This window comes from Verrucosispora sioxanthis (assembly GCF_010560025.1).
Classification (GTDB): Bacteria; Actinomycetota; Actinomycetes; order Mycobacteriales; family Micromonosporaceae; genus Micromonospora; species Micromonospora palythoicola.
The window spans coordinates 382,790-406,170 of record NZ_SAIY01000002.1 but is presented as its reverse complement, the minus strand read 5'-3'; the positions used below and the strand labels follow the sequence as shown (position 1 = coordinate 406,170).

Sequence of the window (23,381 nt, the reverse complement as noted above, 5' to 3'; positions counted from 1 at the left end):
GGATGCTGGAATGCCAGGAGGGATGTCGCCGGTGAACACCGACGATCCGGAGTTGGCCCTGTTACGGGCTGAGAGGGCGGTCCGCAGTAACTTGATCTGGTCTAATGCATTGCGTCCGGTTGGCGGCCTTCCGGCGGGTTCGCTGTTGTTACAGCACCAGGTCGATCTATGGGATGTGAGTCTTGGTCGTGACTGTGAGGCGGCTGCGGCGTTAGCCCGGTCATGGGTGATCGAAAACCGTATCCCAGTGACGTCAGCGACGAGCAGTGGGAGCTGATTGGACCGTTTCTGCAGGCGTGGAAGGCCAAGCCGGGTCGCGGTGTCGGTGTCTGGTCGTGAGGGTGACTACGACCTGCGGGAGATCGTGAACGCGATCTTCTACCAGAATCGGACGGGCTGTCAGTGGGCGTACCTGCCGCACGACCTGCCGCCGAAGTCGGCCACCTACTACTACTTCGCCCTGTGGCGCGACGACGGCACCGACCAGGTGATCCACGATCTGCTGCGCTGCCAGGCCAGGGAAAAAGTCGGCCGTCGGGAGGATCCGAGCGCGGTCGTGTTGGACACCCAGTCGATCCGCGCGGCGAACCACGTCCCGGCCGCGACGACCGGCAAGGACGCGGCGAAGAAGGCGTCGGGGCGTAAGCGGGGCCTGGCAGTGGACGCGTTGGGGCTGGTCATCGCGGTGGTGGTGACCGCGGCGTCGGTCACTGACAACGCCATCGGTATCCGGCTGCTCGACAAGGTCGTCGAACACACTCCGACGGTGAGCCGCGCCTGGGTCGACGCCGGGTTCAAACAGGACCTCGCCCTGCACGGCGCCGTCCTCGGGGTCGACGTCGAGGTCGTCAAACGCTCCGACACCCGTCCCGGGTTCGTACCGATCCGCAGACGGTGGATCGTCGAGCAGGTCAACGGCACCCTGATGCTGCACCGCCGCCTCACACGCGAGTACGAAAGCCGACCCGAATCGGCGGTGTCCCGAACCCTGTGGGCCTCGACGGCGAACATCGTGCGGCGGCTGACCGGAACAGCACACCCTCCTGGCGGCACCGGTGAACCTCCCCACCGTTCTCGACCTGATCACCGAACGGGAGACCACCACACGCCGGCACACCGACCGGCTCCGCGAGCAGATCACCGCGCTGACCGGCGAACTCGCCCGCCTCGACAACGAACTGGCCGACCTGGCGACCACCCGCACCACCCTGCGCACTCTCGCCGCCGCCGAGTTCACCGCCGACGACCCCACCATCGCCAGCGCCCCCTACCAGCAGATCCTGCACATCCTCAGCACCGCACCCACCGGTATGCGCGCCAAAGGCATCTGCCTCGCACTCGGCGTCGAACCCCTACCGAAACACGTCGAAGGCACCCGCGCAAAGCTGAAACGCATGGTCAACCACCACGTCCTCACCGAAGACCAACCCGGCGTGTTCACCCTCAACCCGAAACGGACGTAGTACTGCGAACCGGCCTCTCAGAGGGCGGTCCGCAGTAACTTGATCTGGTCTAATGCATTGCGTCCGGTTGGCGGCCTTCCGGCGGGTTCGCTGTTGTTACAGCACCAGGTCGATCTATGGGATGTGAGTCTTGGTCGTGACTGTGAGGCGGCTGCGGCGTTAGCCCGATCATGGGTGATCGAAAGCCGTACCCGAGCGATGTCAGCGACGAGCAGTGGGAGCTGATCGGGCCGTTCCTACAGGCGTGGAAGACCAAGCGCGTCGCGGTCTCGGTGTCGGGCCAGCCAGGCGACTACGACCTGCGGGAGATCGTGAACGCGATCTTCTACCAGAACCGGACGGGCTGTCAGTGGGCGTACCTGCCGCACGACCTGCCGCCGAAGTCGGCCACCTACTACTACTTCGCCCTGTGGCGCGACGACGGCACCGACCAGGTGATCCACGATCTGCTGCGCTGCCAGGCCAGGGAAAAAGTCGGCCGTCGGGAGGATCCGAGCGCGGTCGTGTTGGACACCCAGTCGATCAGGGCGGCGAACCACATTCCGGCCGCGACGACCGGCAAGGACGCGGCCAAGAAGGTGTCCGGGCGTAAGCGGGGCCTGGCAGTGGACGCGTTGGGGCTGGTCATCGCGGTGGTGGTGACCGCGGCGTCGGTCACTGACAACGCCATCGGTATCCGGCTGCTCGACAAGGTCGTCGAACACACTCCGACGGTGAGCCGCGCCTGGGTCGACGCCGGGTTCAAACAGGACCTCGCCCTGCACGGCGCCGTCCTCGGGGTCGACGTCGAGGTCGTCAAACGCTCCGACACCCGTCCCGGGTTCGTGCCGATCCGTAAGCGGTGGATCGTCGAGCAGGTCAACGGCACGCTGATGCTGCACCGCCGCCTCGTGCGCGAGTACGAGAGCCGCCCAGAGTCCTCGGTGTCACGAACCCTGTGGGCGTCGACGGCGAACATCGTGCGGCGGCTGACCGGGACCAGCACACCCTCCTGGCGGCACCGGTGAACCTTCCCACCGTCCTCGACCTGATCACCGACCGGGAGACCACCGCACGCCAACGCGCCGACCGGCTCCGCGAGCAGATCACCGCACTGACCGGCGAACTCGCCCGCCTCGACGGCGAACTGGCCGACCTCGCGACCACCCGCACCACCCTGCGCACTCTCGCCGCCGACGAGTTCACCGCCGACGACCCGACGATCGCCAGCGGGCCCTACCAGCAGATCCTGCACATCCTTGGCACCGCGCCCGCCGGCATGCGCGCCAAAGGCATCTGCCTCGCCCTCGGCGTCGAACCCTCACCGAAGAACGTCGAAGGCACCCGCGCCAAGCTGAAACGCATGGTCAACCGCCACGTCCTCACCGAAGACGAACCCGGAGTATTCACCCTCAGCCAGAAACGGACCTAACACTCCGAACCGCCCTCTCAGAAGGTCGAACACGGTGTCCAGCCGGTCCTGCAGGCGCTCGAAGACACGCCGGCACAGATCGCACCGTCGACCTACTACGCCGCCAAGACCCGACCGGCCAGCGCCCGCTCCCGGCGGGATGAGGAGCTGACCGCGATGATCGAGCGGATCCACGCGGAGAACTACGGCGTCTACGGCGCTCGCAAGCTCTGGCACGAGCTGCGCCGACGCGGTGTGCGAGTGGCCCGGTGCACCATCGAGCGGCTGATGCGCGAGTCCGGGCTGCGCGGGCTGCTGCGTGACAAGTCGCCGCGCACGACCCGGCCCGCAGCCGAGACCGGACGCCCGGGTGACCTGGTCAAACGGGACTTCACCGCAGAACATCCGAACCAGCTGTGGGTCGCCGACCTGACCTACGTGCGCACCAGCGTGGGCTGGGAGTACGCCGCGTTCGTCCTCGACGTGCACTCCCGCATGATCGTCGGCTGGCAGGTCGCCACCAGCCTCTACACGGATCTGGCCCTCGACGCGCTGAAAATGGCGATCTGGCGTCGCGAGAATCAGGGCGCTGACCTGCGCAAACTGGTCCATCACTCGGACAGGGGAGTCCAGGGCAGTATCGAGCGATTCGCTACAGCCAACGGCTCGCCGAGGCCGGCGCTGTCGCCTCGGTCGGGTCCAAGGGCGACTCGTACGACAACGCGATGGCCGAGGCGTTCAACTCCCTCTACAAGGCCGAACTCGTCCGCAACCGAGGTCCGTGGCTCGGGCTCGACGACCTGGAGATGGCCACCGTCGAGTACATCGACTGGTACAACAACCGGCGCCTGCACGGCGAACTCGGACACGTCCCGCCCGCCGAACACGAGGCACTACACGCGATGACCCAGCCGGTCACCGCACCCCTGAAAACCAGCTAACCAACTCTCCACCAAACCCGGGGCTTGACAGGGTGTGCTCTGGTGGGAGCGATGTGGCGAGGACGAAGGCGTTGAGGAGTCGGCGGATCTCGGCGATGGTCAGCGCGATGATCTCCGCGTCGGTGTCGGGTTGCTGTGCGGTGGCGGCGAGGATGGTCAGGACGGCGAGGGCGAGCATGGCCAGGGTGATGAATCGGTGCCAGCCGGTCCAGCTGCGGACCTGGTAGTGGTCCAGGCCGACCTGGCCTTTGCCGGTCTGGAACGGCTCCTCGATGCTCCAACGGGAGCCGGCCACTCGCACGAGGGTGTTCAGCGGGACGGGGCGGGGTGACCAGCAGAGGTAGAAGGCCAGTTCGCCGGTGGTGCGGTTGCGGCGGATGAGTAGCCACCGGTGTTCACCAGGTTGGGTGGCCGTGGTGATCCAGGCCCACAGGTAGTCGCGGGGACCTTTCGCGCCCGGCCCACAGCTGCGGGGCTGCCATTCGCGGGTGGGTATCCGCTCGGCGAGGTCGTCGACGCGGATGAGGGTGCGGCCGTCGTTGACCGCCACGCGTCGGTCGCAGCCGACGGCCAGGACATAGCCGATCCCACAGTGTTCGAGGTCAGCGCGCAGGCCAGGGTCGGCGCCGTAGACCTCGTCGCCGGTCACCCACGCGAACGGGATTTCGGCGTTGACCGCGGCGGCGATCATCTGCCGGGCCAGAGCCGCCTTCGTGGCGAACCCGACCTCGTCGGGGACGCCGGCGGCGGTGAGACGCTCGGACCGCTCGCACCAGGTCGTCTCGGGTAGGTAGAGCCGGCGGTCGATCATCGCCCGCCCCGCAGGTGAAACGTAGGCGAGGAACACCCCGCCTGGCTGTTCTCGACGCGGCCGGCGGTGCCGGTGTACTGCCGTTGCACCCCGACCGAGCACACGCCCTTCTTCAGGAAACCGGTCTCGTCGCAGGCCAGCACCGCGTCAGGGTGGCCGAGCTGCGCGATCAGCCAGGCCCGAACGTCATCGCGGACGGCGTCGGCGTCCCACACCCCGTGCGCAGCAGCCGCTGCATCGCCTGCGGATCAGCGTGGCCCGTCCGTTCGGCGATGGACCAGCAGGTCTTTCGTTCCACGCCCGACAGCAGCCCTTCCACGAACTGCCCGGCGGTCCGGCGTGGCTCCGCCCGCACGAACCGGTCAGCGACACGCGTCACCGCCTCGTCGAGGATGACCCGCCACCCGGCGGGGTTTAAGCTGTGGCCCACGGCCATCGCGTGATCTTCGGTTGTCCTCACAAACCATCGATGATCAACGCGATGGCCGTCTTCATGCCCGCGCCACGCCCAACGCCGAAGTCAAGTGACGTTGGAGTACTACCCCAACCAACGCCGTCAAGAAGACCACATCGGACGAACCCGAACCATTCAAGATCTGCAACCAACTCTCCACCAAACCCAGGGCCTGACATCACGAATTTGCCGGGGCCCTGCAGGACGTCCTGCGACGAAGCCACAACCCACAAAGGTCAGTTAAGGCTGCCTTCCTTGGCTACCAGCGGATCGCTGGTACGGCTCTGCCGCAGGACGCGTCCAAGGAGATGCGAGTAGGTCCGTGGCTATCGCACGTCGATGACCACGCGGCGGTAGGAGTACAGGTTGGGTGAGCCGTTGTCGCGTAGCTGCAGGATGATGTGGATGTCGCGACCGCCCGCGTTGGACGGAACCTGCACGGTCGCGTTCGCGTTGGAGCTGTTGTTGATCGTCACGGCTCCGTTGTGCGAGCTGGGTTCGTCGTAGTACGACCAGGAGTAGGTCAGCGCGTTGCCGTCAGGGTCGCTGGATCCGGCCCCACTGAGGTTGACGCTGGAACCGGGAGCGGCGGAGATCCGCAGGACTCGCTTGGTGTTGTCACCGTTGACCACGGCGGTCGGGTGGTGGTTCGCGCCGGAGTAGGTGCCGGTGATGGTCCAGTCCATCCGGGCGGCGAAGTCGTTGTGGATGGCGGTGCCCCAGCGGCTGATCGAGCTGCCACCGTCCGAGGCGTCGCTGTACATGTAGTACGGGTCGTACGACGGTTCGTTGCTGAGCCTGCCGGCGCACGACATGCCGCGGACACCGGTCTTCTCGGCCGGACCGAAACGTCCGCCCCAGCCGCCCCAGTCCACGCGGTCGGGGTCGGTGAGGCCGTTGGTCAGCTGGTGCATGAACGCGGGGCTGTCGCCCTCGGTCGCGTACTTCCTGTCCGGGTACTGTGCCCCGAGCGGCCCGTGGTTCTGGACGTTGGTGTCCAGCCAACTGTCGGAGGGCTGCCAGCTGTAGACCAGGTTCTTGGCGCGGATGTAGGTCAGGCTGGGGAAGTTCTTGGTGATCCATGCTCCGGCGTCGTCCTGCCCCAGGATGTCGTACACCCGCAGCTTGCTGACGAACTGGTCCACCTGGGCCTGGCTTCGCGTGTTCTTCACCTTCCACAGCGCCTGGGCCAGCGTGTTCCCACCGCCCCAGAAATTGACCCACACGGGGCGGGGGTCGTGCCGGTCCACTGCGGCGATGATCAGTTCTGAGCCGGGGCTGTCCTTACCGGCACCGACGCTGCCCATGCCGTAGCCGGTCTGGCCGAGCTTCGATATGGACTGCAGGTAGGCGAGGCTCGGGAAGCCAGCGGCGTGCTTCTGGAGATTGGGAAGTACCTGACCGTACGCGTTCAGCCTGGGATTGAGCAGGTTGGCCATGTTGGACGAGCTCTGGGTGGTGCGCCAGCAGCCCGTCGTCCCGATCAGGCCCTCGAGATCCACCTCGTTGACGGTCACCAGCATCCGGACCAGGGACTGCAGGTCGTCGGGGTCGGCACCGAGATCCGTCATGTTGATCACACGAGGTTTGACCGACTCCCCGGGGGGCGGTGGGGTCGTCGGTGGCGGGGTCGTCGGTGGCGGCGTGGTCGGTGGCGGCGGCGTGGTCGGTGGCGGCGTGGTCGGTGGCGGCGTGGTGGGTGGGAGGCTGCCGGTGCAGGTGGTGCCGTTGAGGGTGAACGAGGTGGGGACCGGGTTGCTGCCGTTCCACGTGCCGTTGAAGCCGGGGGTGACGGTGGCGTTGGTGGCGAGGTTGCCGTTGTAGGAGGCATTCGTGACCGTCACGTTGCCGCCTGACTGGCTGACGGTGCCGTTCCACAGCTGGGTGATGGTCTGCCCGGCGGCGAAGGAGAACTTGAGCGTCCAGGCGGAGATCGGGTCACCGAGGTTGGTGACGGCGATGTTGGCGCCGAAGCCACCCGACCACTGACTGGTGATGGTGTAGTCGACGCGGCACCCGGCCGCGGCGCTGGCCTGGGTGGCACCCGCGACGACCCCGGTGGACGCGACGACGAGAGCAGTGGCCGCGATGGCTCCGCGACGTAGACGTGACGGTGGGACGGTACGGCGGTGGACAAGCCTCATCGGGCTTCCTCTCTGCTGCCGTCACGGTGCGATAGACGGCAGCATCGGGCAACTGGAGGCGACTCGGAGAATCCAATTCTGCAGAAGGCCAAAAGACCTACGCTGCCGCCGGCCACCAGCTGCAGGTAATCAGGAATGTCTGGGTTCGATTCGTCGCCGTTGCCCTCGGCTCCGATGATCAGCGCGGCCGACTCCCGTAGGCCGTATAGACAACCATCGTGCCAGTGTCTTGCGATTGAATCAATGCTGATTATTGATTCAATCGCTCAGTCCCGGGTTCCACAGGTGATCGGGTTTCTGCGACACCTCTGCCGGTCCTGTCGCTGGTGAGAGCGTTGTGGTCTAGCGGAGACTCCGAAAGTTCGGCCGCAAACGCGGCATCATCACCGACACCCTCGGCCTCCTTCTCGCTGTCATCGTCACCGCCGCCAGCGCCATCGACAACACCGAGCCGTTTCCAAGCTGATTTTGCAGCTCAGGGTTGGTGTGGCAGGCCCGGTGATCGATGGGTGCGAGGCTCCAGGTAGGACAGCTGTCGAGCAAGACTCGAAGCCCGACCGGGAGCCTCGCCATGCTGTCCTACCCCGCCACGATTCCGTTGTCCAGCCGCACTCTGAACCACCTCGCCGAACGCATCCGCGACCACCGCAAGCAGCGCCGATCCCACTGGCGGCGCCTTGAGCCCGGCCGGCAGGCGCTGCTCGCCCTGGCCCATCTGCGTAACGGCGACACCTATACCCGACTTGCCGCCGGCTTCGAGATCGGCGTCGCCACTGCCTGGCGCTACGTCCAGGAAGCGATTGCCCTGCTCAGCTCGGCAGCCGCCGACCTGACCGCGATGCGACGCATCCGGCTGCTGGCGTACGCGATCCTGGACGGCACGCTGATCCCGATCGACCGGGTCGCCGAGCAGAAGCCGTACTACAGCGGCAATCACAAACGCCACGGCGTGAACGTGCAGGTCATCTCCGACGCCACCGGCCGGCTCGTGTGGGCATCACCGGCACTGCCCGGTTCGGCACACGATCTGACCGCCGCACGCGGTCACGGCATCATCGATGCCCTGACCAGCGCGGACGTGCTGACCTTCGCCGACAAGGGCTACCAAGGCGCCCACGGCAGCGTCCGCACCCCGCTCAAGCGGCGCCGCTTCCGGCCCAAGCTGTCACACAGGCAGAAGGCCGTCAACCGAGCCCACGCGAAGATCCGCGCCCGCGGAGAACGCGCGATCGCCACGCTCAAATCCTGGAAGGTCCTGGCCAAGCTGCGCTGCTGCCACACCGAGTCACCGCGATCGTGCAAGCCATCCTGGTCCTGCACCACGTCGAAGCCAACCGCTACGCAGGATGAAAGTGGCTCATACTGCGGGCCGGCGCCTGCCGGCTGACCAGTCCGGTCTGCCACCGCCGCCGTGCGCAGGACGGGAGGAGTTCACCATGGGCGGCCGGTCCACCGTGTCCGACCTGATCAGTCTCAGCCTGGCCGACCATGTCGTGGCGGACTACGTCTGGCAGCTGCGTCTACCGCTGACGGCCTCACCGCGACCTTTTCTACATCCGGTACGAACCCTGACCGGCGCCGAGGTCACCGAACTCATGCCGGAGGACCACCCGCATCACCTGGGGTCTGTGTGGCGATCGCCGACGTGGGCGGGGTCAACTTCTGAGGTGGTCGTACCCTTGTTTCCGGCCGGGGCCCGATGGACCTGCGCAACCACGGCACTCAACTTCACCAGAGGCTGGGTGCGTACAACCCCCAGCAGCATCGACCACGACCTGCGCTGGACGGGACCTGAGCGGGTCGACCTGCTGCACGAACGGCGTACCATCTCCGCCGTAGCGGTCAGCGAAGTCGCGTGGGCGCTGGACTTCAGCTACGAGATGACCAACGTGACCGCCCTGCCTCTCGCTCTCGCCAGCCCCGCGACCAACGGCCGGCCGGCCGCGGGCTACGGCGGCTTCTTCTGGCGGGCCCGGCGAAGTGGCCGGCGGGTGGAGGTCCTCGGCCCGGATCGCGTCGGAGTGCGGCACCTGCACGGCAGCCGCGCCCGATGGCTGGCGCTAGTCGGTGGGGGCAGCGACGCACCGTGGAGCCTGGTCTTCGTCCCCGACCGCGGGTCACAGCAGGCCGATCAGTGGTTCGTCCGCCACGACGACTACGCCGGGGTCGGCTCCTCGCTGGCCTGGGACCGGCCGCTCGTCCTGGCCCCGGGCGCCGGGATCCGCCGCCGGATCGTGACTCTGGTCGTGGACGGCAGGCTGCGGGTGGCACAGGTGGCCGGTGTTCTCAGCGCCGCCGAGGCCATCCTGACCGGGGCGGGAACGGGGTAGCAGCGGCGGTGACGTGGGAGACCGAGTCTGTTGCCTGCGTCCGGGTGGCCTTCGACCCTCGCGGCTGAAGTTCGAGACCGAGACACCCGTCTAGTGGATAAACATTCAGCAACGGATATGTTGCTGCGCGCCGTCTACTCTGCGACGATAGCTGTCGATGTAGTGTGTGGAGCCAGGTGACCTGATTAACCGCAGCCGAGGGCAACGGCGGCGGAACGACGGTCCTGAACATCTCATGCGAACACGTTGGCGCGTGGTGGAGTTGTCCGCCCCGTGCTCGCTCGGTGGGTGGGATGTCCGGGGCGGCCGGGGCATGCCATACCCGTGCCACTGGCGGGCCGGTGTCGAAGCTCAGGCGAGTTCCGCCTGGGCTGGTTCGAGTGGCTTCGACTCATTCCGTCTATCTCTCCCGCGTGGCGTCTGATGATGGCGCAGCCGCCGCAGGCGGCATGTCGTGTCGTGAGCTTCCGGGGCGATGAGCGCGAGCCGTTCGCGTCCGTGTCCGGTCTGAACCGCTGGCCCGGCATGAGATCCCGGCCTGCCAGCGACTGCTGGCGGCGGTGTGTGCCGTCAGCAACGTCTGGTAGTCCGGCAATCGCTGACGCGGCCGTTGTGGCATCCGACTGGAGCTGGCATGCAGCCGGAGGTCCCACGGCCGGCTCACCGGCTGCTCACCGAGGCAGGGATCAACCAGAACAAGGGCCTGCGCTTCGCCTGGAAATTATATGCGGGAAGTGGTCGTTCATGGGTCGTCTGACGGAGAGTCAGCCTCTCTGCGTCCGGTCGACCGACGTTTCAGGAACATGACGACACGTTGACAAGCGCGTCGGGTGACGTTATGTTCGCGGTTCGCATGCATCGAGCACCGTCAATGAATAGATATTCGCGGCACCGCTGTTGGCGAACGCCCGGATGTATCTCGATCTCCTACACGAACCTCAAAGGAGGGCAAGGATGGAAACAGTTGGGCATCCACCGATCAGCCGGTTGGGCTGGCGGTTGCCTGGTGTCACGGGGGCGATGGTGATCACCGTCGCTATGGCGCTGGGCGCCGCGTCAATCGCCACGCCGCGAGCGGGGGCAGCGGTGGACCCCGCGCCCGTAGCGGCGGCGGCCCCGCTCGCGTTCCCCGGCGCGGAGGGGGCGGGGGCCAACGCCAAGGGCGGCCGCGGTGGTGACGTCTACTACGTGACCACGCTCGCCGACTCCGGGCCCGGGTCGCTGCGGGCGGGCATCGACGGCGCGCCGGCCGGTGGCCGGACAATCCTGTTCAAGGTTTCCGGCACGATCGCGCTGAACTCCAACCTGGGGATCAACAAGTCGAACATCACAATTGCAGGCCAGAGCGCGCCCGGCGACGGGATCGCGATCCGCAATCACACCCTCGGCATCGGCAATGGCGCTCACGACGTGGTCGTCCGTCATATCCGGCTGCGCACCGGTGCGAGTGACGATCGCGACAGTATGTGGATCTCGTCCGGCCGCAACATCATTATCGACCATGTGTCGGGGTCATGGGGTTCGGATGAGGTGATCTCGGCCAGTCGGGATGTCCAGAATCTGACCGTGCAGAACACCATCATTTCCGAGGCGTTGAACCGGGCTGGTCACGCGTTCGGCAGCATCATCGCCTCCGCGCACGACACCACATACTCGTGGCATCACAACCTGTGGGCGAACAACGTCAGTCGCAACCCCCGTCCGGGCACCGACGCCCCGGATCCGGGCTTCCGGCTGGACCTGCGCAACAACGTCTTCTCCAACTGGGGTTACGCAGCCGGCTACAGCGGCTCGGATGACGGCCCGATCGAGCTGAACTACATCAACAACTACCTGGTGGCCGGGCCGAACTCGACCGCGACGTGTGCCATGGAGAGTGGCGGCAGTCTGCGGACCTACCAGTCGGGCAACATGATCGACCTGAACAAGAACGGCCGGGTTGACGGCAGCAACACCGGGTGGGGGATGTTCTGTGGAAACCACGTCAGGCAGAGTAGTGAGTGGCCTGTCCCGTCGGTGACAACCGATTCCGCGGGCACGGCGTACGCGCGGGTGCTGGCGCAGGGCGGTGCGATGCCGTGGCGTCGCGACGCCGTCGACAAGCGGATCGTCGACAGCGTCCGCCAGCAGAATGGACGGATCATCAACAACGTCTCCGACGTTGGCGGTTGGCCTACCCTCGTTTCTGCGCCGGCGCCCACGGACACCGACAGTGACGGCATGCCGGACTATTGGGAGCACGCCCTCGGGCTCAACCCGAGCAACGCGGCGGATCGGAACAACACCGATGCGACCGGTTACACGATGCTGGAGAAGTACCTGAACTGGTTGGCTGACGGCCACGCGACGGTCGACCGCAACGGGTCGGTGGACGTAGACCTGCGTACCCTCAACGGTGGCTTGGCCCTGAACTTCACCGTCGCCTCGGGCAGCAACGGCACGGTGACCCTGCTGGGTGACGGCCGTACCGCCCGGTTCACCCCGGCGGCCAACCATAGCGGGCTGGCGAACTTCACCTACACGGCGACCGATCCGGCCTCGGGACTGGGCTTCGGTCCGGTGAGCGTGGGCGTGCTGGTGCGGGGCAACGGCACTGCGCCGCCGACCACTGCGCCGCCGACCACTGCGCCGCCGACCACTGCGCCGCCGACCACTGCGCCGCCGACCACTGCGCCGCCGACCACTGCGCCGCCCTCGGCAGGTTGCCGGGTCACGTACACGGTCAACGCGTGGAACACCGGTCTCACCACCGCCATCAGCATCACCAATACCAGCACCACGACGGTCAACGGCTGGACGCTTGCGTTCACCCTGCCCGGCGGGCAGACCATCACCAGTGGCTGGAACGCCACCTACTCCCCGTCGAGCGGGGCGGTCACCGCCCGCAACGTCTCCTACAACGGCACGATCGCGCCGAACTCCTCGGTCGACATCGGCTTCCAGGCCAACCACACCGGCAACACCGGCCGGCCGTCCTCCTTCACTCTCAACGGCACCACCTGCACAGTCGCCTGACCCACCGCCCGGCGCCGGTGCCCTCCAGCACCGGCGCCGGGCGACCGGACATCCGGTCCGCGGGCAGACAGCCCCGGTTCCTCTCGCAGGTCACCGCCATCGGGTCCCGCCCACTCACCCGGTTCATCGAACGGCTCGTATGTCCGGTACCAGATCTTGGTTGCCGTGGCGCCGCCCGGCAACGCCACCTGGGTTAGGTTGAACCTGGCAGCGAAGTCCGCCAGTCGACCGTTCCGCACTGCCGGCTCTGTGCCCACCGGGCCGGCCTGGGCATTGGTCGTCGACTCACGCACCAATCAGATGGCGGCCGTCGACACCGATCCGCGCTCACCTTCGACCGTCGTGAATCCGTCCCGGAAGTAGCTGTGCGCAACCAGTGTTGAATACTCATTCAGGTATCCTCTGGTGGCGAGGCTCTCGCCTCACCCGCACGTCGGAAGGAGTCCTGTGCCCAGCGAACGCGGTGATCTGCGGGAGCCGGCGATCGGCGGCGTGTCCACCAGCCAGTTGCGGCTGTTGACCAAGGTGGCTCGGATGTACCACGAGCACGGGATGCGGCAACCGCAGATCGCCGAGCAACTGCACATCTCCCAGCCCCGCGTCTCTCGCCTGTTGAAGCAGGCCACCGCGCTGGGCATCGTCCGCACCACCGTGATCACCCCGGCCGGCGTGCATGCCGAGCTGGAGGAAGAGATCGAGCGCCGATTCGGTCTGCGAGACGTGGTGGTGGCCGACACCGGCCACTCCTCGCCGGGCGAGCAGTCCGCCTTGAAGGCCATCGGCGCGGCGGCCGCAGTCTACCTGGAGACCACACTCACCGGCGGCGACCGGATCGGCATCTCCTCCTGGAGTTCGACCCTGCTCGCCACCGTCGACGCCATGCGCCCCCGCCCCAACCCAGTCGCCGACCAGGTCGTCCAGGTCATCGGCGGGGTCGGTAGCAGCACGTCGCAGATCTACGCCACCCGCCTCGCCGACCGACTGGCGATCCTGACCGGCGCCAAGGCGATCTTCCTGCCCGCCCCCGGGCTGGCCACGTCATCAGCAGCCCGCGAGGTCCTCGTCACCGACCCGCACATCAGTGACGTCATGGCCACTTATGGCAGCCTCACCATGCTGCTTGCCGGCCTGGGCAGCCTGGAACCGTCGCCGCTGCTGATGGAGAGCGGCAACGCCATCGCCGACACCGATCAGGACGCCCTGCGCAAACTGGGAGCCGTCGGCGACATCTGCCTGCGCTTCTTCGATGAACACGGCGAGGTGGTCAAGTCCGCGCTTGACGAGCGGGTACTCGGCATCGACACCGACACACTGCGATCGATACCTCGTGTCGTCGGGATCGCCGGCGGTACCCGTAAGTACACCGCCATCCGCGCGGCGCTCCGTGGCGGCTGGCTTGACGTCCTGGTGACCGACCTCGACGTGGCCCGGTGTCTCGCCGTGGAACCGGCCCCCTAACTTGATCTTTAACCTCCGCGGGTCCTTTGGGGACCCTGGCTGGTCACGGAAACAGCCCTTGGTCGATGATCTTCTTGTCTAGGGAAGAACATCAATAACCAAGGGCTGTTCTGGTGACCAGTGTGCATGGCCGTTGTGCGGCTGATGCCGTCGGGGACCTGGACAGGTCCCGGCGAGTGTTCTACGACTGCTTGACCGCGCTTGCGGACGCGTTGTTCGACCTGACGGACGCCGTGTTGTGCGCCGATGGGCCGGTCCGGTCGTTGGTGGAGTTGTCGCTGGTGGGTGAGCATCGTCGTGGTCACGGGGCGTTGTATGACGCCCTCGCCTGCGGGCGGCTGGACATCGACCGGCTGCGTACCGCCCTCGCCGGGGTGCCGCTGCCGCGGGCGGCCGACGGGCGTCTCGTTCTGGCGGTGGACATCACCTGCTGGCTGCGTCCGGACGCGCACACCTCACCGCAGCGGATCCTGTGTCACACCTACGGCCGCGGTAAGGACCAGACGATCATGGTTCCGGGCTGGCCGTATTCGATGGTCGTGGCCCTGGAATCGGGCCGCGGTTCATGGACGGCGCCGTTAGACGCGGTGCGGCTGGCGCCCGGTGCTGATGCCGCGGCGGTCACCGCCGGGCAGGTGCGCGACATCGTGGGGCCGGCTGGTCTCCGCCGGGCAGTGGCAGCCCGGCGACCAGGACATCCTGGTCGTGGCCGATGCCGGCTACGACGCGCCCCGCCTGGCGTTCCTCCTGGCCAATCTGCCCGTGCAGGTCCTCGCGCGGATGCGCTCGAACCGGGTACTCCGCCGAGCCACGCCACCCCGGCAGCCGGGAACAATCGGCCGGCCGCCCCGTCACGGCGGCGAGTTCGTCTTCGGTGATCCCGCCACCTGGGGCGAACCCGACGCGGCCACCGTCACCGACACCCGCCTCTACGGCACGGCGTGGGCCCGGGCCTGGAACCGGCTGCACCCCCGGCTGACCCACCGCAACGCCTGGATCGACGCGGCGAAGGCACTGCCGATCATCGAGGGAACCGTCATCCGCTTGGAAGTCGACCACCTGCCCAGCGGCGCGACCCCGAAGCCGGTGTGGCTGTGGTGGTCCGGCGTCGACGCCACCGCCGCCGACGTCGACCGGCTCTGGCAGACCTTCCTGCGCCGCTTCGACATCGAGCACACATTCCGCCTGTTCAAACAGACCCTCGGCTGGACCTGCCCGAAGATCCGCACCCCGCAGGCAGCCGACCGCTGGACCTGGCTGATCCTCGCCGCCTACACCCAGCTCCGTCTCGCCCGCACCGCGGCCGCCGACCTACGCCGCCCCTGGGAGAAACCAGCACCACCGCAGCGCCTGCCACCCGCCCGCGTCCGGCGAGGGTTTCGACACCTCCGCGCCAAGGCCACCTGCCCCGCCGGCGCACCGAAACCTTCCCGACCAGGACCTGGACGGCCGCCCGGCCGCCGCAACACCCAGCCCACCTCGCGTCACGACGTCCACATCGCGACCACCAAGAAGACCAACAAACCGGGCACCGAGAAGACGAAGACCGCGAGTCCTCGCCCACGCCAAAGAGGTTAAAGATCAAGTTAGCCTCCGCCCGGACCGCGGCACAGCAGGGGCCGTCTGCTTCCACCACCGGCGTCACCCGTCGGGTCCCGTGCCCGGCCGAGGAAGGCATGACACGGGACCTGAGGGACGGAACCTACTTCCTGCCGAAGACGCCGAACTGGTCGGCGTTGTCTTTGGTGACCAGTTCGCAGTCGATGGACTGTTTCTCCGGGGCACCGGTCGACCCGGTCTTGATGAACTTGTCGGCCTGCTCGACCGCCGTTTCGGCGCCGAGCACGGCCGGTTGCAGGGCGGTGGCGTGCATCTCTCCGGCCTTGATGGCGGCGATGGCGTCCGGGCTGCCGTCGAAGCCCACCACCACGACCTTCCCGTTCAGTCCGGCGGCCTTGAGCGCGGCGACGGCGCCGAGTGCCATGGTGTCGTTGCCGGCGATGACGCCCTGGATGTTGCGGTTCTTCTGCAGGATGGTCTCCATCTTGGTGAAGGCTTCCTGCTGGTCCCAGTTGGCGCTTTCCTTCGCGACGAGCTTCATGTCGGGATACTGGGAGATGACGTCGGTGAAGCCCTTTGAGCGCACGCCCGCGTTGGTGTCGGACTCCTTGCCGACGAGCTCGACGTAGCTGCCTTTGCCCGACATGGCCTGGACGAAGGATTCGGCGGCCAACTGGGCGCCCTGGGCGTTGTTGGAGACGATCTGCGCGGTGGCGATGCCGGTGGCGTTGATCTCCCGGTCGATGAGGAACACGGGGATGCCCGCGTCCTTGGCCTTGCGGACCGGACCGATGGACGCGTCGGCGCCGGCATTGTCGAGGATGATCGCCTTGGCCTTGCGGGAGATCGCCGTGTCGATCAGCTCGCTCTGCTTGTTCGGGTCGTCGTCGTGGGACGCGACGGAGGTCTGGTAGCCGAGTGACTCCGCTTTGGCCTTGGCGGCGTCGGCCTCGGCCTTGAAGAACGGGTTGTCCGCTGACGGCGTGATGATCGCGATGAGGCCACCGGCCTCCTTGCCGCCTTCGTTCTTGGTCGACCCGTCGCCGGCGGAGCCGCACGCGCCGAGGAGAAGGGCGGCGCTGACAAGGGGCACGACGGCGAGGGCCTGCCTCCGGGGGATTGAAGAGTACATGTGGGACTCCATGGGGGATGGTGTGGTGTGGTGGGTTATGGGGGATGTGAGGGTGGAGCCGGAGTCAGACCGACGGTGTCTTGGTGGCTGCGGCGGCGGAGGCGAGGGCGCCCTGACGCCGCTGGAATCTCTGCTGCCCCTGGTCGAGCATGACGGCGAGGACGATCACCGCCCCCTTGATCAGGATCTGCCAGAACGTCGACACGCCGAGGAGCACAAGTCCGTCGGCGAGAAACCCGATGACGAAGGCGCCGACGAGTGTGCCGCGCACCGTGCCGCGGCCACCGCTGAGGGCCGCACCACCGATCACCACCGCGGCGATGGCGTTGAGTTCGTAGGTCTCGCCCGCCTGTGGTGCCGCGGAAGTCAGTTCCGAGGCGATGATGAGGCCTGCCACCGCCGCGCATCCGCCGGCGACGACGTAGACGATGGTCTTGACCCGGCGGACCGGTACGCCGGACAGCTCGGCCGCCCGATCGTTGCCCCCGGTGGCATAGAGCCAGCGGCCGAACGGGCTTTTGATCAGTACCAGAGCGACCGCGGCGGCGAGGATCGCCATCAGCCAGATCGAGGTGGGCAGCCCGAGCGGTCGCCCGCTGCCGAGGAAGCCGAAACCGGTGTTGCCGAGCTCCGGGCTGCCGGCCAGTCTGGGATAGGTGGTGCCGTTGGAGATGAGCAGCGCCAGCCCGCGGGCCACGTAGAGCATGCCGAGTGTGGCGATGAACGGCGCGACGCGGAAGCGGGTGATCAGGACACCGTTGACCAGGCCGACGAGCATCCCCACCGCGACGCAGAGCACGATGACCGCCCAGACCGGCGGGTATGCGATGGTGTCGAGGAATCCGAGCCGCAGGCCCTGCAGCAGTTCGCCGGCGACGACACCGGACAGTCCGACGACGGATCCGACCGACAGGTCGATGCCGCCCTTGAGGATGACCAGCAGCATGCCAAGCGCAATGATCGCGTTGATCGCGACGTGCTTGGTCATCGTGATCAGGTTGGTGACGGTCAGGAACGAGTCGGACAGCAGGCTGAACACGACGACCAGCACGGCCAACGCGATGAAGGCACGGAGCTCGAACAGGCCGTTGAGCAACGACATCCGGTGGGCCTTCGTGGCCGAGTCGGTGGCGGTGTCGTGTCCTGCCTTCGCCGGCAGGGTGGTCTGTGTGGTCACAGCGCCGGCTCCCTCTGCGCGGCGGGGGCGGCGACACGGCCGTCGGACAGGCTCATCAGTTCCTCCCGGGTTATCTGCCCGCGCCGGTACTCGCCTACCACCACGCCACGGGCGAGCACGAGCAACCGGTCGGGGATGTGCAGGGCCTCCTCGGCTTCAGATGTCGCGAAGAGCACGGAGAGTCCACGGCGCGCTTGAGCGGCCATGAGTTCGAAGATGTCCGCCTTGGCACCCACGTCCACGCCGCGGGACGGCTCGTCGAGAAGCAGGACGCGGGGCCGGGTCAGCAGCGCCTTGCCGATGACGACCTTCTGTTGGTTGCCGCCGCTGAGCGAGCCGATGGCGGCGGTGGCGCCGCTGGTCTTGATGGTGACCTCGGTGATGGTCCGCTCGACCGCCTCGCGTTCGGCGCTGCGCGTGACGAGCAGGTTGCGGACGAACCGTGACAGCCCGGCGAGGCTCAGGTTCTGCCCGACCGACATGGACTGGACCAGGCCGTCGCGTTGACGGTCCTCGGGAACCAGGGCGATCCCCTCGGCGATTCGTCGGCGGATGCCGGCGTCGCCCAACGGTGAGCCGTCGAGGGTGATCGTTCCTGCGGCGGGCGTGATCCGTCCGGCGAGCGTCTCCAGCAGTTCGGTACGCCCGGATCCCATGAGTCCGTAGACGCCGACGATCTCGCCCTCGTGAAGGGTCAGCGACACCTGGTTGACGGCGAGGCGGTGAGGGTTATGCGGGTCGGCGACCACGACCCGGTCCGCGGAGAGTACCGGGGCGCCGACGATGGTCTCGCGGTAGGGAAACAGCGCGTCGGGGTCGCGGCCCACCATGTGCCGGACGATCCAGCCGAGCGTCACCTCGCTCGCCGCACCGGCGGCCACCAGGTTGCCGTCCCGGAGTACGGCCACGTCGTCGGCGATCTCCAGCGCCTCGTCGAGATGGTGTGAGATGTAGACGACGGCGACCCCGCTGGTGGTCAGTTCCCGGATGATCCGGAACAGGACGGCTACCTCGGGCGCGGTGAGGGCCGAGGTGGGCTCGTCCATGATGAGCACCCGCGCGTTCTGCAGCAGTGCCCGGGCGATCTCGACGATCTGTTGCTGGCCGAGGCGCAAGTCGCCCACGAGCCGGTCGGGGTCCAGATCCTCCTCGAGCCGGCGCAGGACCGCAAGGGTGGCCTCGCGTTGTGCCGCCCGGTCGACGATGCCCCGGGTACGGATCTCGCGGGCCAGGAAGAGGTTGTCCTGCACGCTCAGGTTGGGGCAGAGACTCAGCTCCTGGTGGATGATCGAGATGCCCTGGTCAGCCGCCTCTCGGGCGGACCGGGGACGGACAGTCGTGCCGTCGAGTTCGATGTGGCCGGTGGTGGGCTGCTCGATCCCGGCCAGGATCTTCATCAGGGTGGACTTGCCGGCACCGTTCTCGCCGAACAGCGCCGTCACCCGGCCGGCGGCGATCGCGAAGTCGACGCCCTTGAGCGCATGGGTGCCGCCGTACACCTTCGTCACACCACAGGCACGCAGGACAGGGTTCACGGCGCCGTCCCGATCTCGATCGGGGTGATGGTGATGACCGACGGCGTGACGAAGCTGAACGCGCCGGTGAACGTGATCTTCTTTCCTGCCAGCTCCGCGGGACTCAGGTCGGACAGCACAGTCGCGCGCATCTGGTTGTTCAGTGCGGTCGCCGCGTCCGCGTACTCCACCTGGTTGAGGAAATCGCCGAAGGTGATGAAGCCGGCGGCGTCCCGCAGGGCCGTCCCGTTGATCGCCGGCCCTACCTGAAGCGACACCCGGGTCTTCGCGGGCAGTCCGGTGTCCGAGACGAGCATGAGACTGCCGGTGGTCTTGCCGGCGATGCCCTCGCCGGTGACCGCGAAGGTCCACGGGCCGGTGCTCTGCCGGTGGCCGTACTTCCGGCCGGCCGCCTCTTTGTCCGCGGTCAGGGCCGCGAACAGTTCCGGCAGCGGGGTGGCGCCCTGCCGGATGGCCGGCACTACCTTGCTCTGGTATGTCTCGGCGCCGTAGCGGGCTGGGTCGAACCTCTGTGCCTCCGCCGTCGAGGGCGCGTCCGCCGGCCGATACTCGGTGCTGACCAGGATCGCCACGACGAGTGCGGCGACGGCCGCCGGGCCGAGCCATCGCGGACGCGGTGCGAGGGTCACGATCTCCTCCTTCCCGGTACGGCAGCAGGTCGGGCCCGGTCGACCGCGTCGTGCCATCGGGTCCGCTCGGCGGCCCGGGCCACGTGGTCGGTCGACGGGTGGTACTCGTCGGTGGGTCGTAGCCGCCGCTCAAGGTCAGGCAGGCTCCACAGGCCGGCGGCCAGTCCGGCCGCGTCCGCGGCGCCCAGGCAGGACAGGTCCTGCTCGGCGGAGCGCCCGACCCGCCGCCCGCTGACGTCGGCCTGGGTCTGCATCAGCCGGGCGCTGCGGGTCAGGCCTCCGTCACACAGCAGCAGCCGCACCTCGCCGACGGTGGCCTCGAGCACCGCCACGACGTCCTCGATCTGGTGGGCGATGGCGTGCAGGGCTGCGGCGGCCAGGTCGCCGCGGCGGGTGGCCAGCGTCATACCGCTGAGTACGGCGACCGCGTCGGGATCCCACCAGGGGGCGCCCAGGCCGCCGAACGCCGGTACGATCTGCACGGGGCCCGCGGCATGCGCCGCCTCGTCGAGCAGCACCTGTACGTCGACGCCGAACAGATCGGCCAGCCAGCTGAGCGTACGGCCGGTCGCCCGGATATTGCCCTCGACGGCGAGAACAGGGCCGGTGACGTCCCAGGCGACGGTGCGGCACAGCCGCGGGCTGTCACCGCCGTCGCCGATGGCCATGACCGACGAGCCGGTGCCGTAGGTGGCCTTCACCACCCCGGGTCGCCAGCCGGCGTGCGCGAACATCGCCGCATGGGAGTCCCCGAGGACCGCCCGCACCGGAGTGCCGTCGGGCACGGGCGCCAGACCCCGGACGGCCGGGAAGTCGCCGCAGGAGGCGACCACGCGGGGCAGCACGGCGGCGGGTACGGCGAAGAGGTCAAGGAGGCGTTCGTCCCACCGCCGGGTGTCACTGTTGAGCAACTGCGTGCGCGAGGCGTTGCCGACCTCGGTCACGTGCTCTCCACCGAACCGGCTCAGCAGCCAGGAGTCGACGGTGCCAAGGCACAGTTCGCCGGCCTTGGCACGCCGCCGTTGCGGGTCGTAGGTGTCCAGGAGCCAGCCGGCCTTGAGGGCCGAGAACATCGGGTCCAGGGGCATCCCGCTGATCGCGCGCACGAGCGGGCCGCTGCCAGCCGCTGCGAGTTCGTGGCACGCGCCGTTCGTCCGCTGGTCCTGCCAGCTCACCAACGGCCCGAGCGGTTCGCCGGTGCGGCGGTCCCACAGCACCAGCGACTCCCGCTGGGTGCTCAACCCGACCGCCTCGATCCGGTGCGCGAGCACCGGGTCGACGCACGACGCCACGGCCGCGCGTACGCTCTGCCACAGCTCGACGGCGTCCTGCTCGACCCAACCCGGCTGCGGCTGCCGTTCGGACAACGGCGCGACAGCACGTGCGACGACCTGCCCGCCGGCGTCGACCAGGAGTGCCTTGGTGGAGCTCGTCCCTTGGTCCACCGCGAGGACGAGCGACCCGTCAGCCATGACCACCACCCGTGTCGGAGGTGCCGAGCAGGTCACGCACCGCCGCGGCGATGCCGTCCGCGGTCAGCCCGAAGTGCTCGAGCAGGAACGCGGTGTCGCCGGTGGGGGCGAAGACTCTGGGCACGCCGAGGATCCGCATCGGGGTGGGGTGGGCGGTGGCCGCGATCGCCGCGACTGCTGCCCCCAGACCTCCGGTCGTGGTCGCCTCCTCGGCGGTCACGATCCCTCGCGTCTCCCGAGCGGCGGCCAGCACCGCACGGACGTCGATCGGATCCACGAAGGGCATGTTCAACACACGGACGGCGATGCCCTCCGCGCGCAGTCGGTCGGCGGCGTCCAGCGCGCGGCTGGTCAGTGACCCGATCGCGATGACCGTGACATCGTCACCGTCGATCAGCCGAACCGCCGTGCCGGGGGCGAAGGGGGCGTCCGGTGGCGTGACAGCGGGCACCTTGAAGCGGGGAATCCGCAAGTAGGAGGGTCGACCTGAGGCAGCGGCCCAGCGTACGGCGGCCCGGGTCTGATCCGGGTCGGCCGGCACGATCACGTCGAGGTTCGCCACCGCGCGCATCCACGACAGGTCCTCGATGGAGTGGTGGGTCGGCCCCAGCTCGCCGTAGGCCATGCCCGGGCTCTGCCCGCAGAGCACGACGTGCACGTCGCTGTAGGCCACGTCCGCCTTGATCTGTTCGAGCGCCCGACCGGTCAGAAAGGGTGCCGCCGCGCAGACGAACGGGATCTTGCCCGCATTGGCCAGCCCGGCCGCCACACCGACCAGGTCCTGCTCGGCGATGCCGACGTTCACCAGCCGCTGCGGGAACTCCTCGCGGAAGCCCACGAGGTTGCTCGATCCGACCGAGTCGTTGCAGACGGCGACGATGCGCTCGTCCGCTCGGGCCATGAGGCGCAACTCGTCGGCGAACGCCTGCCGGCAGTCGAAGGTGACCTGCTCCACGACCGTCATCCGACGAGCTCCGCCAGCGCCTGGTCGACCTGGTCGTGGGTGGGCACCTTGTGATGCCACTCGACGCGGTCCTCCATGAAGGACACACCCTTCCCCTTGATCGTGTTGGCGATGACCGCGACCGGCTGCCCGGCCGACGACGGCCCCAAGGCACGCAGCAGCGCGGCGTGGTCGTGCCCGTCGACGTCGCGCACCTCCCAGCCGAAGCTGCGCCACTTGTCGGCGAAGGGCTCCAGACGCTTGGTGTCCTCGGTGCGGGCGCCCTGCTGCAGGCGGTTGCGATCGATCACCGCGGTCAGCGATGACAGTCCGTGGTGGGAGGCGGTCATCGCCGCCTCCCAGTTACTGCCCTCTTGCATCTCTCCATCACCGAGGACGACGACCGTGCGCCAGGTCGCTCCAGTCAGCCGCGCGGCGATGGCGCAGCCGGTGGCGACCGGGAGACCGTGTCCCAGTGCGCCGGTGTTGGTTTCCACCCCAGGCACCTTGAGCTTGTTCGGGTGCCCGTTCAGCGCGGACATCGGCGCCATGAACGTCTCAAGTTCCTCTTGGCGGAAGAAGCCGCAGTGCGCCAAGGTGGAGTACAACGCCGCGGCGCAGTGCCCCTTGCTGAGAATGAACCGGTCCCGCTCCCGCCACGTCGGCCGCTGCGGATCCAGTGACAGCGCTCCCCAGAAGCAGGTCACCAGGATGTCGGTCACCGACAGGTCACCGCCGATGTGACCCATCCGGGCGCGGTCGATCATCCGGACGATGCTGCGCCGCACCTCTCGCGAGATGCGCCGCAACTCGACGGCGGCGACATCGGCGTCGGACGCGCGCAGGCGGGCGGACAGTTCCCCGTACCGCTGGGAGCGTTCGGGATCAGCCGGCAGTTTCACGGTGCCACCTCATCGAAGGTATGCC

15 protein-coding genes and 6 pseudogenes are annotated in these 23,381 nt (G+C 68.0%); 12 read left to right on the top strand and 9 right to left on the bottom strand.

Going from position 1 to position 23,381, the window contains the following annotated elements; translation table 11 throughout:
* Positions 1 to 222: 222 nt before the first annotated feature.
* The 6 genes and pseudogenes from ENC19_RS07045 to ENC19_RS07020 all read left to right on the top strand — a co-directional run bounded on the left by ENC19_RS07045 (position 223) and on the right by ENC19_RS07020 (position 3,794).
* A pseudogene (locus tag ENC19_RS07045) lies at positions 223 to 1,059 on the top strand (IS5 family transposase).
* Positions 1,056 to 1,463 carry a hypothetical protein gene (locus ENC19_RS07040; protein WP_164446307.1) on the top strand — a complete coding sequence of 136 codons (408 nt, stop codon included), beginning with the start codon at positions 1,056 to 1,058 and terminating at the stop codon, positions 1,461 to 1,463. Before ENC19_RS07045 ends, ENC19_RS07040 begins: the two are co-directional and overlap by 4 nt.
* Before the next feature lie 170 nt (positions 1,464 to 1,633).
* Positions 1,634 to 2,470, top strand: a complete 837-nt coding sequence (locus ENC19_RS07035; protein WP_164446305.1) for an IS5 family transposase — start codon at positions 1,634 to 1,636, stop codon at positions 2,468 to 2,470.
* Positions 2,467 to 2,874 carry a hypothetical protein gene (locus ENC19_RS07030; RefSeq protein ID WP_164446304.1) on the top strand — a complete coding sequence of 136 codons (408 nt, stop codon included), beginning with the start codon at positions 2,467 to 2,469 and terminating at the stop codon, positions 2,872 to 2,874. The genes ENC19_RS07035 and ENC19_RS07030 overlap by 4 nt, the downstream gene beginning before the upstream one ends.
* Positions 2,875 to 2,922: 48 nt before the next feature.
* Positions 2,923 to 3,480, top strand: a pseudogene (locus ENC19_RS31715) (IS3 family transposase); the annotation flags it as partial.
* Positions 3,481 to 3,500: 20 nt separating this feature from the next.
* Positions 3,501 to 3,794: an integrase core domain-containing protein gene (locus ENC19_RS07020; protein ID WP_309246241.1), complete on the top strand. Its 294-nt coding sequence runs from the start codon at positions 3,501 to 3,503 to the stop codon at positions 3,792 to 3,794.
* A gap of 124 nt (positions 3,795 to 3,918) precedes the next feature.
* Here ENC19_RS07020 and ENC19_RS07015 read toward each other — a convergent pair.
* A pseudogene (locus ENC19_RS07015) lies at positions 3,919 to 5,041 on the bottom strand (IS701 family transposase); the annotation flags it as partial.
* A 344-nt stretch (positions 5,042 to 5,385) separates the two neighbouring features.
* Positions 5,386 to 7,203, bottom strand: coding sequence for a nucleoside hydrolase-like domain-containing protein (locus ENC19_RS07010; RefSeq protein WP_164446302.1), 1,818 nt, complete (start codon positions 7,201 to 7,203; stop codon positions 5,386 to 5,388).
* A 355-nt stretch (positions 7,204 to 7,558) separates the two neighbouring features.
* Here ENC19_RS07010 and ENC19_RS31290 point away from each other — a divergent pair.
* The 6 genes and pseudogenes from ENC19_RS31290 to ENC19_RS06980 all read left to right on the top strand — a co-directional run.
* Positions 7,559 to 7,651 (top strand): annotated as a pseudogene (locus ENC19_RS31290) (IS5 family transposase); the annotation flags it as partial.
* Between the two features lie 123 nt (positions 7,652 to 7,774).
* A pseudogene (locus ENC19_RS07000) lies at positions 7,775 to 8,553 on the top strand (transposase family protein).
* The gene (locus tag ENC19_RS06995) at positions 8,550 to 9,533 is read left to right on the top strand and encodes a DUF6807 family protein (RefSeq protein WP_328824170.1); all 984 of its coding nucleotides are present in this window, start codon (positions 8,550 to 8,552) and stop codon (positions 9,531 to 9,533) included. The pseudogene ENC19_RS07000 and the gene ENC19_RS06995 overlap by 4 nt, the downstream one beginning before the upstream one ends.
* 912 nt (positions 9,534 to 10,445) lie before the next feature.
* Positions 10,446 to 12,548 carry a cellulose binding domain-containing protein gene (locus ENC19_RS31710; RefSeq protein ID WP_408058056.1) on the top strand — a complete coding sequence of 701 codons (2,103 nt, stop codon included), beginning with the start codon at positions 10,446 to 10,448 and terminating at the stop codon, positions 12,546 to 12,548.
* A gap of 447 nt (positions 12,549 to 12,995) precedes the next feature.
* A complete protein-coding gene (locus ENC19_RS06985; protein WP_269740000.1) occupies positions 12,996 to 14,006 on the top strand; it encodes a sugar-binding transcriptional regulator in 1,011 nt (336 codons plus the stop codon).
* Positions 14,007 to 14,119: 113 nt separating this feature from the next.
* A pseudogene (locus tag ENC19_RS06980) lies at positions 14,120 to 15,584 on the top strand (NF041680 family putative transposase).
* 124 nt (positions 15,585 to 15,708) lie between these two features.
* Here ENC19_RS06980 and ENC19_RS06975 read toward each other — a convergent pair.
* The 7 genes from ENC19_RS06975 to ENC19_RS06945 are packed head-to-tail and all read right to left on the bottom strand — an operon-like array spanning position 15,709 to position 23,356.
* Positions 15,709 to 16,710, bottom strand: a complete 1,002-nt coding sequence (locus tag ENC19_RS06975) for a D-ribose ABC transporter substrate-binding protein (protein ID WP_235944527.1) — start codon at positions 16,708 to 16,710, stop codon at positions 15,709 to 15,711.
* Between the two features lie 52 nt (positions 16,711 to 16,762).
* Entirely contained in the window at positions 16,763 to 17,875 is a 1,113-nt protein-coding gene (locus ENC19_RS06970; RefSeq protein ID WP_269739997.1) for an ABC transporter permease, read from the bottom strand.
* Positions 17,872 to 19,410, bottom strand: coding sequence for a sugar ABC transporter ATP-binding protein (locus ENC19_RS06965; protein ID WP_164446298.1), 1,539 nt, complete (start codon positions 19,408 to 19,410; stop codon positions 17,872 to 17,874). The genes ENC19_RS06970 and ENC19_RS06965 overlap by 4 nt, the downstream gene beginning before the upstream one ends.
* Positions 19,407 to 20,039 carry a DUF2291 family protein gene (locus ENC19_RS06960; protein ID WP_164446297.1) on the bottom strand — a complete coding sequence of 211 codons (633 nt, stop codon included), beginning with the start codon at positions 20,037 to 20,039 and terminating at the stop codon, positions 19,407 to 19,409. Before ENC19_RS06960 ends, ENC19_RS06965 begins: the two co-directional genes overlap by 4 nt.
* Complete coding sequence (locus ENC19_RS06955; RefSeq protein ID WP_164446296.1) at positions 20,036 to 21,511, bottom strand: FGGY family carbohydrate kinase; 1,476 nt, start codon at positions 21,509 to 21,511, stop codon at positions 20,036 to 20,038. Before ENC19_RS06955 ends, ENC19_RS06960 begins: the two co-directional genes overlap by 4 nt.
* The gene (locus ENC19_RS06950) at positions 21,504 to 22,475 is read right to left on the bottom strand and encodes a transketolase family protein (RefSeq protein WP_164446294.1); all 972 of its coding nucleotides are present in this window, start codon (positions 22,473 to 22,475) and stop codon (positions 21,504 to 21,506) included. The genes ENC19_RS06955 and ENC19_RS06950 overlap by 8 nt, the downstream gene beginning before the upstream one ends.
* Positions 22,472 to 23,356 (bottom strand): transketolase, encoded by an 885-nt coding sequence (locus tag ENC19_RS06945; protein ID WP_269739995.1) that lies wholly within the window; start codon positions 23,354 to 23,356, stop codon positions 22,472 to 22,474. Before ENC19_RS06945 ends, ENC19_RS06950 begins: the two co-directional genes overlap by 4 nt.
* Positions 23,357 to 23,381 lie beyond the last annotated feature (25 nt).

What these genes read in the sequence shown, in the direction of transcription:
- ENC19_RS31710 (WP_408058056.1), top strand. Translation starts at nt 10,446, where the DNA reads ATGTATCTCGATCTCCTACACGAACCTCAAAGGAGGGCAAGGATGGAA.
- ENC19_RS07010 (WP_164446302.1), bottom strand. Translation starts at nt 7,203, where the DNA reads ATGAGGCTTGTCCACCGCCGTACCGTCCCACCGTCACGTCTACGTCGC.
- ENC19_RS06975 (WP_235944527.1), bottom strand. Translation starts at nt 16,710, where the DNA reads ATGGAGTCCCACATGTACTCTTCAATCCCCCGGAGGCAGGCCCTCGCC.
- ENC19_RS06950 (WP_164446294.1), bottom strand. Translation starts at nt 22,475, where the DNA reads ATGACGGTCGTGGAGCAGGTCACCTTCGACTGCCGGCAGGCGTTCGCC.
- ENC19_RS06955 (WP_164446296.1), bottom strand. Translation starts at nt 21,511, where the DNA reads ATGGCTGACGGGTCGCTCGTCCTCGCGGTGGACCAAGGGACGAGCTCC.
- ENC19_RS06995 (WP_328824170.1), top strand. Translation starts at nt 8,550, where the DNA reads ATGAAAGTGGCTCATACTGCGGGCCGGCGCCTGCCGGCTGACCAGTCC.
- ENC19_RS07035 (WP_164446305.1), top strand. Translation starts at nt 1,634, where the DNA reads ATGGGTGATCGAAAGCCGTACCCGAGCGATGTCAGCGACGAGCAGTGG.